Origin of the sequence: Flavobacterium sp. (assembly GCF_044348915.1) — a bacterium.
GTDB lineage: Bacteria > Bacteroidota > Bacteroidia > Flavobacteriales > Flavobacteriaceae > Flavobacterium.
The window spans coordinates 1-8,292 of sequence record NZ_JBIKRX010000107.1; the positions used below are offsets into that span (position 1 = coordinate 1).

The 8,292-nt window shown below is 35.0% G+C and carries 7 protein-coding genes; 1 reads left to right on the top strand and 6 read right to left on the bottom strand.

Annotated elements, in window-relative coordinates:
* The first annotated feature begins 162 nt into the window (after positions 1-162).
* The gene (locus ACIQ1E_RS12940; RefSeq protein WP_396171725.1) at positions 163-888 is read left to right on the top strand and encodes a hypothetical protein; all 726 of its coding nucleotides are present in this window, start codon (positions 163-165) and stop codon (positions 886-888) included.
* Positions 889-1,004: 116 nt separating this feature from the next.
* On the opposite strand, the gene pafA is transcribed toward ACIQ1E_RS12940, so the two are convergent.
* From pafA to ACIQ1E_RS12970, 6 genes are all read right to left on the bottom strand, one after another.
* Positions 1,005-2,618, bottom strand: a complete 1,614-nt coding sequence (gene pafA / locus ACIQ1E_RS12945) for an alkaline phosphatase PafA (RefSeq protein ID WP_396171726.1) — start codon at positions 2,616-2,618, stop codon at positions 1,005-1,007.
* 92 nt (positions 2,619-2,710) lie between these two features.
* On the bottom strand, positions 2,711-3,124 hold the full coding sequence (locus ACIQ1E_RS12950) for a hypothetical protein (protein WP_396171727.1): 414 nt from the start codon (positions 3,122-3,124) through the stop codon (positions 2,711-2,713).
* A gap of 42 nt (positions 3,125-3,166) precedes the next feature.
* Complete coding sequence (locus tag ACIQ1E_RS12955) at positions 3,167-4,111, bottom strand: NAD(P)H-dependent flavin oxidoreductase (protein WP_396171728.1); 945 nt, start codon at positions 4,109-4,111, stop codon at positions 3,167-3,169.
* Between the two features lie 12 nt (positions 4,112-4,123).
* Positions 4,124-5,767, bottom strand: coding sequence for a S8 family serine peptidase (locus ACIQ1E_RS12960; protein ID WP_396171729.1), 1,644 nt, complete (start codon positions 5,765-5,767; stop codon positions 4,124-4,126).
* 27 nt (positions 5,768-5,794) lie between these two features.
* On the bottom strand, positions 5,795-6,982 hold the full coding sequence (gene mnmA, locus ACIQ1E_RS12965) for a tRNA 2-thiouridine(34) synthase MnmA (protein ID WP_396171730.1): 1,188 nt from the start codon (positions 6,980-6,982) through the stop codon (positions 5,795-5,797).
* 165 nt (positions 6,983-7,147) lie between these two features.
* Positions 7,148-7,852: a toxin-antitoxin system YwqK family antitoxin gene (locus ACIQ1E_RS12970; RefSeq protein ID WP_396171731.1), complete on the bottom strand. Its 705-nt coding sequence runs from the start codon at positions 7,850-7,852 to the stop codon at positions 7,148-7,150.
* Between the last annotated feature and the right edge of the window lie 440 nt (positions 7,853-8,292).

Here is an 8,292-nt window from a genome sequence, read left to right on the forward strand (position 1 = left end):
AAAGTACAAAATATAAAAAGATTCACCTAATAAATCCAATGACTATGTGGCATGAATTCGAATTTTATTTCACGTCATTTTGACATGAAATAAAATCCCTATATTTGAGACTGATTAGTTACAATTTACTTAATTTTACTCCGAAAAATAAATACTATAAAAATGAAAAAAATACTAATTTGGAGCGCAACAGGTCTTTTGGCGCTATTGGTTTTGGTTCAATGCAAACCTAATGCTGAAAAAACGGAACCTGTACAAGTGGAAGAAGCTGTAATCGAAAATACAGATTCACATCAAATTACTGTAAAAGAAGTGCTGCAAGCCAATGCATACACCTATCTTTTGGTAACAGAAAAAGCAAAAGACTATTGGATTGCAATTCCTAAAAGCGAAGTTACAGTAGGAAAAACCTATTCTTACAAAGGTGGAGTAGAAATGAAAGCATTTGAAAGCAAAGATTTGAAACGAACTTTTGACTCTGTGGTATTCGTAGAGGGAATAGTAGATCCAAATCCGGTGGCTGAAACTGAAACTGCTGCATCAGCCCCTAAAATGGTTTCATCAAAAGAACTGACTAAAGGAATTACTTTGGCAAAGGGCGGAATTTCATTATTTGATTTGTATGGAACAAGAGATAAATTAGCTGGAAAAACCGTTATTCTAACTGGAAAGGTAGTAAAATTTATGCCTCAAATTATGAATAAAAACTGGGTTCACTTGCAAGACGGCTCTAATTTCAATGGTTTTAATGACATTACAATCACCACATTAGAAAAAGTAAAAGTGGATGACGTCGTTTCGTTTAAGGGGAAAGTAGTTCTGAATAAAGATTTAGGCTCAGGTTATAAATATGAAGTCCTTATTGAAGACGCAGTACTTGTAAAATAAGTAAACTGTATCTTTTTATAAATAAAATATCCCATTTCATTTTTTATTGAAATGGGATTTTTTTAATTCTACAGATTTGACAACTTTTTAAAAGTTGTCAAATCTATAAGATACTACTACTCATCTAAAATCTCAGTCAAAATCTTAGCTTCCGTACCATTGGGCATTTCAAGTTTAAGCTTTAGCGCAAGCGTTGGCGCTATTTCAGTGATTTCTTTTTTGTCAAAACTTTCTCCCGGTTTAATTTTCCAACCGTAAAAAAGCAAAGGGGCGTGCGTGTCATAAGCATAGGGAGTGCCGTGCGAGGTCCCTGTTGCACCATACTCAATATAGCCCGGTTTGTCTAAGACCACCAAGTCTCCATTTTGAGAAACATCATAGCCCTTATTGATAAAATTAAGGAAATAATCGCTTCCTGTAGAAGATAATATTTCTTCCTCGGCATACACCCTCTTTACTTGTTCTTGGTTCATCAAAAAATCTTTGAATGTTTGTTTTACCTTAGCCAGTTCCAAACCTTTGGATTTGATTAAATCTTTGTTGAAATAGATATTAAAATTAGAATAATCTGTAACCAAATTTTCTCCATAAGTAGCTGTAGAAAAATCCTTTAAAGATTTAGCAATATCTTTTCCGGGAATATTTTTCACATTGTATTTGTGGTCTTTCAAATGATTGGCGTTTTCTGCGCAAGCGTGATCAGCCGTCAAGAAAAGCAAATAATTATCTTTACCCACAGTTTTGTCCAAATAATTCAAAAAGTCTGCAATAGTCAAGTCTAATCTCAAGTAAGTATCCTGCAACTCCATTGATCGTGGCCCTAAAATATGCCCCACATAATCGGTAGAAGAAAAACTTACCGCCAAGAAATCGGTGATATTATCTTTTCCTAATTCTTCCTTTTCTATGGCTTTCTTAGCAAAATCTGCCAACAAGCTATTTCCAAAAGGAGTAGAACGCATTACTTCGGCACCATGTTTTTCATACATTGCTTTAAGGTTGTATGGAAAAACAGGTTTGTCACAATTGAATAATTTCCCTTCATAGGGATTATCATCAGGTAAACTCTCGTTGTAATCTGCAGCAGGTTTCAATAAACTCCAACCCGCATTGATATAAGGCATATAATTTTTTTCGTTGTTGAATTGAGTTACCCAATCCGGCAAGGCTGTACCATAAAAAGTACTCGAAATAAATGCACCTGTTCCGCTATACCAAAAAGCCCAATTAGCAAAATGACCTGCAGGTAAAATAGCACCACGATCTTTGATACTCATACCAATTACTTTACCTCTGAAATTAGTCCCTAACCGCAATTCGTCAGTAATTGTAGTGCTCAACAAATTTTTTGGAGACATTGCACCTTCTTTTGCAGTTCCATCTCCAATTGTTTTTACATCCGCATCATCTGTGCAATACATCGATTTTCCCAACTTTCTACTATACCAATCATTTCCCACAATTCCATTCACCGATGGGGTTGCACCCGTGTAAATCGAAGCGTGTCCCGGTGCGGTATAAGTCGGCATATAATTGAAATTGGCATTATGATAAACAAATCCTTTTTCCATCAGACGCTTGAAACCATTAGGAGAAAAATCATCTGAAAAACGATATAAATACTCCATTTTCATTTGATCTACAACAATACCAACAACCAATTTTGGACGTTGTTGCGCTTGAGCGCCAACGATTCCAACAAGTGATAACAACAAAAAAAACTTTTTCATATTACATAAATTAATTGCACAAATATACTTATTCGCTTATTAAAAATAAGATGAGAGAAAGATAAATTAATTAAAACTTAACCGAGAAAAGACTATTTGTAATTGAAGATATTGTAGAGTATAATTCTATCTTCATAAGTGATGTAAAGTTGCTTTCGATTGTCTTGCTTTTTTCGTGTAATGATTGAAAGTGTGCAATCTTCGCCATTATTGTCTTTGCAAGTAAAACTATAAACGTTATCAGTTTCACTTTCTTCCAAAGGAATATAATCGATGATTTCGAACAATTGAATAATTTCGGAATAGACCACTATCCGGTTTTTGTCTGTGTCTAATTTAACTAAGATATCGACCAACTTCAAATCTGACCATTTTCCCCACTTCCCTTTTTGATCTTTTTGCATTACACTCAAGCCAGAAGTTTTGAAATTATACGATTGACCATAGAACTGATGAATTCCTAATACAAAAAAGGCCAGAATTATAATTGATTTTATTTTAGTCATTAGGTTTAAATTGTAGGTCTTCAAATGTAATAAAATTTGGAATTAGAAATTGTATTTTACTTCCTCTTTTCTGACTGTCTCAAACTCATTTATCATTTCTTGAATTATTATAGCGGCTGGTTTTATTTCGTGAATTAATCCTGCTATTTGACCTATTTCAAGCTCGCCTTCGATTAAATCACCTTCGAACATACCTCGTTTTGCTCTCGCTCTTCCCAATAAAACAGATAATTCTTCTTTGGTAGGACACTTGGAATACAAATCCTGAACATCTTGGTAAAATTTATTTTTAATCAATCGAACGGGTGCTAATTCTTTGAGCGTAACCTGAGTTTCACCTTCTTTGGTTTCCAAAATTATATTCTTAAAGTTTTCGTGTGCCGAAGATTCAACCGAAGCGGCGAAACGGCTACCTACTTGCACAGCATCAGCGCCAAGCACCATCGCGGCAAGCATACCACGACCGTTGGCAATTCCACCGGCAGCAATCAAGGGAATATTGACTTTTTCCTTCACCATCGGAATCAAAGTAAAAGTGGTGGTTTCTTCTCGACCGTTGTGTCCTCCTGCTTCGAAGCCTTCCGCAACTATGGCATCGACGCCAGCATCTTGCGCTTTTAAAGCAAAAACCGAACTGCTTACTACGTGAACTACGGTTATACCCTTTTCTTTTAAAAAAGGAGTCCAGGTTTTTGGATTACCAGCCGAAGTAAAAACAATTTGTATTCCTTCTTCAACAATAATTTTCATTATTTCTTCGATGTTGGGATACAACATCGGAACGTTAACTCCAAAAGGTTTATCGGTTGCTTTTTTACATTTTTGAATGTGCTCCCGCAGCACTTCAGGATACATTGAACCTGCACCAATCAATCCCAAACCTCCAGCATTACTAACTGCGCTTGCCAATTTGTAACCCGAATTCCAAATCATTCCGCCTTGAATAATTGGGTACTTGATATTGAAAAGATTCGTGATTTTGTTCATTTTACTGTCGAATTACTGCTTTATAATTTTTCCGCTTTTAGAGAAATCATTCGATTCCATTTTGTAAAAATAGACACCACTATCTAAAGATTTCAAAGAAATAGTTGCTGATGGAGTGGAAATATTTCTTTCCAAAACTTTCTGACCTAAAATATTAAAAATGGCAATGGTTTTTACAATAGTTCCATTTGGCAAGCTCAGAGAAATAGTATCGAAAGTTGGATTTGGATACACCAGAAAATCATCTTTTGAAAAAGCAGCAACCGATAATCCATTGGCCAAAGCCAAATTGAAATCAGGGATTCCATACCCATATTGAATTCTTGATTTTACTGCAGGTTCAGCAAAATTGTCGGAAGATTGAACTAGTAGTTCTTTGATTTGTTTGGCTGTTTTGCCAGGCAAAGCTTGCCATAAACACGCCAACATACCCGAAGTTATAGGACAAGAAAATGATGTCCCGTTTGCAGTACCAATATTACCCTGAATATCTGACACCACCACGGTTTGCCCTTGAGCCATAACATCAGGTTTTACTCGAATATCATAACTTGGACCAATGGAGCTAAACGCAGCATAAGTACGATCTGATTTTACAGCACCCACCGCAATTACATTTTTGGCCTCAGCGGGAATTCCAACGTGCTTTTCTGTTTCTTGCCCTTCATTACCTGCACTAGCGACCACAAGAATACCTTTTTCGAAAGCGATATTGGCTCCTTGTGATGCAAAAGCCAAATTCCCCGTCATATCAGCATAAGTGTGACTGTATCTAGTATTATCATAACCGAAATAGCCTAAAGAGGACGTAATAATATCAACTCCTACTCTATCGGCTTCCTCTGCGGCTTCGACCCAATTTGATTCTTCTACAGGATTTTCATTATATGGAACAGCAGAAATTGCATCTTCAGTAATATACAAATAATACTTTGCATCTGGAGCAGTTCCTATCAATTGTCCGTCAACATAACCTCCCATTGTTGACAAAACGGATGTTCCGTGATAGTTTCCAGAATAATAAAAATTGCTTTTATTTAGATAATCATATCCACCAAGAATCTGATTGTTATCTCTTAATCTTTTAAACGGCGTTGCCAAATCTACCCCAGGAAAACCGGAATCTAGCACTGCTATGATCTTTCCAGAACCTGTGTAATTCAATTGATGCAATAAATGTCCGTTGAGCATTTGAATCTGGTTTGCAGATGAGCCATAGTTATAAGAAACTGCAGTTTCCTTGGTTTTACTAACTGCTGCGATTTTTTGTTTTGGTGCTATTTTGCTGGGAGAACTATTCAAAGTCTTATCAGCAAAATCAACTATATCAACAAACGACAATAATTTTAGGGCTGTAATATCGGTCACAGTACCGCGAATGTGCAGACAATTTAACCATTTTGACTTGGCTTTTACCACAATTCCCGTTGAACTAGTGATGACATCTATATAAGGTTGATGTATTGGAGCATCTTTCAAATCCAATGAAATTCCTTGAGCAGTTCTTCTGTCTAAAGCTCTTTGCGAAAGTTCTGAAAGTGGGTTACTAAAAAAAGTTGCAGAATTGGGCTTATCCTTAAAATAAACCCAAGCATCTTCTTGAGAAAATCCGACGAAACTCGAAATTATAAACAGGAAAACAACTATTTTTCTCATATGAAAATTTTAAAATAAAATACGAATCTATGAAATTACTCCCGAACCAACTAATTCGTCCTCTAAATACCAAGCAACAAATTGTCCTTCGGTAATGGCTGATTGTGGCTCATCGAAAGTAACGTACATTCCGCTTTCGAATTGATGTAAAGTCGCTTTTTGCAAAGGTTGACGATAGCGAATGCGCGCCATTACATCGATTGTTTCACCATTGTCAAGAGCCAAATCTTTCCGAATCCAATGTACCTCAGATTTTTCTATAAACAACGCTTTTCGTAACAATCCAGGATGCTGACTGGTTAAACCAGTGTAAATAGAATTAGTCTCTACATTGGTCGCGATAATAAACAAGGGATCGGTTGTACCACCTACATTCAATCCTTTTCGTTGACCAATGGTAAAATAATGAGCACCTTGATGTTTACCCACCACTTTTCCCATTTCAGGAGTATAGTCTATTTTTTTTGCATCGAAAGCTAAAGCTTCTTCACTAGAAAGATTAGCACCTTTATCTTTTTTATAAATAGGATGGGTTGCAGGTATTTGATAAATCAATCCGTCTTTGGGTTGCAATTTTTGTTGTAAAAACTCGGGTAATCTTACTTTTCCAATAAAACACAATCCTTGTGAATCTTTCTTTTCGGCGGTAACCAAATCCATTTCGGCAGCAATTTCACGTACTTCGGGTTTTGTTAATTCACCGATAGGAAACAGCGATTTAGCCAATTGTTCCTGTGATAATTGACAAAGAAAATAGGATTGGTCTTTATTAGTATCGACTCCAGCCAAAAGTTGGTACACTTTTTCGCCGTTGACTTCAATTTCTCCTTTACGGCAATAATGTCCTGTTGCCACAAAATCGGCACCAAGACTTAAGGCGATTTTCATAAAGACATCGAATTTTATTTCGCGATTACAAAGTACATCAGGGTTTGGAGTGCGTCCTTTTTCGTATTCGTTGAACATATAGTCCACGATTTTTTCTTTGTATTGTTCGCTTAAATCAACGGTTTGAAAAGGAATACCCAATTTTTCTGCAACCAATAAAGCATCATTACTATCTTCAAGCCACGGACATTCATCGGAGATTGTAACCGAATCGTCGTGCCAATTTTTCATAAAAAGTCCTATGACTTCATAGCCTTGTTGCTGCAATAAATAGGTTGCAACACTTGAATCGACACCTCCAGAAAGTCCAACAACTACACGTTTCATTTTGAAATAATTATAATTTTATAATGCTGCAAAGTTACGAAGATTTACAGAAGGATTTTTTATACTAGAGGATTAACCTTTTGTTGTGAAATTCAAGTCTGAAGGCGTCTCTTTTTATTTATCTGCATAGAAAGAAAGTAAGGCGCAGCGTTCGAGTAATAGTATTTACTTTTTAGAATTTGAAGTATTCTGGGGAAAACTCATATTCTCTTCTTTAATTAATTTTCCTTGCTTGAAAAACTGCCAAATTCCTGTTTTTTTACCATCACTAAACTTTCCATTTGAAACAATAGTACCATCATCAGGATCTTTAAACGTAGCTAAGCCATCAAATTGATTGTTCTTGTAATTCGATTCTTCAATAATAATTCCTTTTTCGGTGTATCTTTTATAAGGACCGTTTTTCAGATTGTTTTTATACATGGATTCTTCGGCAAGTTTTCCGCTAGGATAAAAAACAGAACGCAAGCCTTCCAATTTTCCTTGGCTATAATTTTCGATGGTCATAACCGCCTTTGAAGCTTTATGATAATACTTCCATTCCCCTTCATAAACTTTATTGATCACCTTACCTTCGCTAACCTTGTTTTTTAAGGGATCATAAAAAATTGTGTAAGCTGAATTCTCTTTAGGACTGAATTCTCGGGTTGCGACTATAGTCTTTGTTTTTGTGTTATCATAATAGGTAAAAATACCAACTTCTTTACCATGTTCAAATGTACCTTCATACTTAAGATTTTTTGTTTCAGGAAAATAACCTTTCCACAGTCCATTCTTATTTCCTTTATCGTCCAACTTATTTGTATCCGATTGCGCAAACGTAAAAGAGTTTACCAAAAATAAAAGTGCTAAAAAAAATTTATTTGTCATATCCACTGCTTTCATTAAATGATTTCCCCTTTTGACTGCTCTAGCAAATAAGTACTATCAACGATAAATACAAAGGGCAAACAAAATTACGAAATAACTTTTTGAATGCAATTTTATCCAAAATTACTTTTGTTTAACAAAAAAAGTTATTTGATAAACAAAAAATACTATGAAATTAAACAACAAGATTTTAAAGCGTTTAAATAAGGATGAACATCTATTAAATTTTTCTTAAAAATAAATTTTTGTTTAATCTTTTCTCCATAAGTTTGAACATAATTTAAAACTAAATATTAATTACAAAAAAAAAAAAACGTAACTAATCAGTTTATAATTCAAACTCAAATTTAGCTATTATTACCAATGCTTCCAATACATTTAGGCCATTTTTTATAGTTGTATCAATGACTGAGCGTATTTTAGCAAAGTTTTGTGCTGCA

Coding starts and splice junctions, on each gene's coding strand:
- ACIQ1E_RS12940 (WP_396171725.1), top strand. CDS start 163: ATGAAAAAAATACTAATTTGGAGCGCAACAGGTCTTTTGGCGCTATTG.
- pafA (WP_396171726.1), bottom strand. CDS start 2,618: ATGAAAAAGTTTTTTTTGTTGTTATCACTTGTTGGAATCGTTGGCGCT.
- ACIQ1E_RS12950 (WP_396171727.1), bottom strand. CDS start 3,124: ATGACTAAAATAAAATCAATTATAATTCTGGCCTTTTTTGTATTAGGA.
- ACIQ1E_RS12955 (WP_396171728.1), bottom strand. CDS start 4,111: ATGAACAAAATCACGAATCTTTTCAATATCAAGTACCCAATTATTCAA.
- ACIQ1E_RS12960 (WP_396171729.1), bottom strand. CDS start 5,767: ATGAGAAAAATAGTTGTTTTCCTGTTTATAATTTCGAGTTTCGTCGGA.
- mnmA (WP_396171730.1), bottom strand. CDS start 6,982: ATGAAACGTGTAGTTGTTGGACTTTCTGGAGGTGTCGATTCAAGTGTT.
- ACIQ1E_RS12970 (WP_396171731.1), bottom strand. CDS start 7,852: ATGACAAATAAATTTTTTTTAGCACTTTTATTTTTGGTAAACTCTTTT.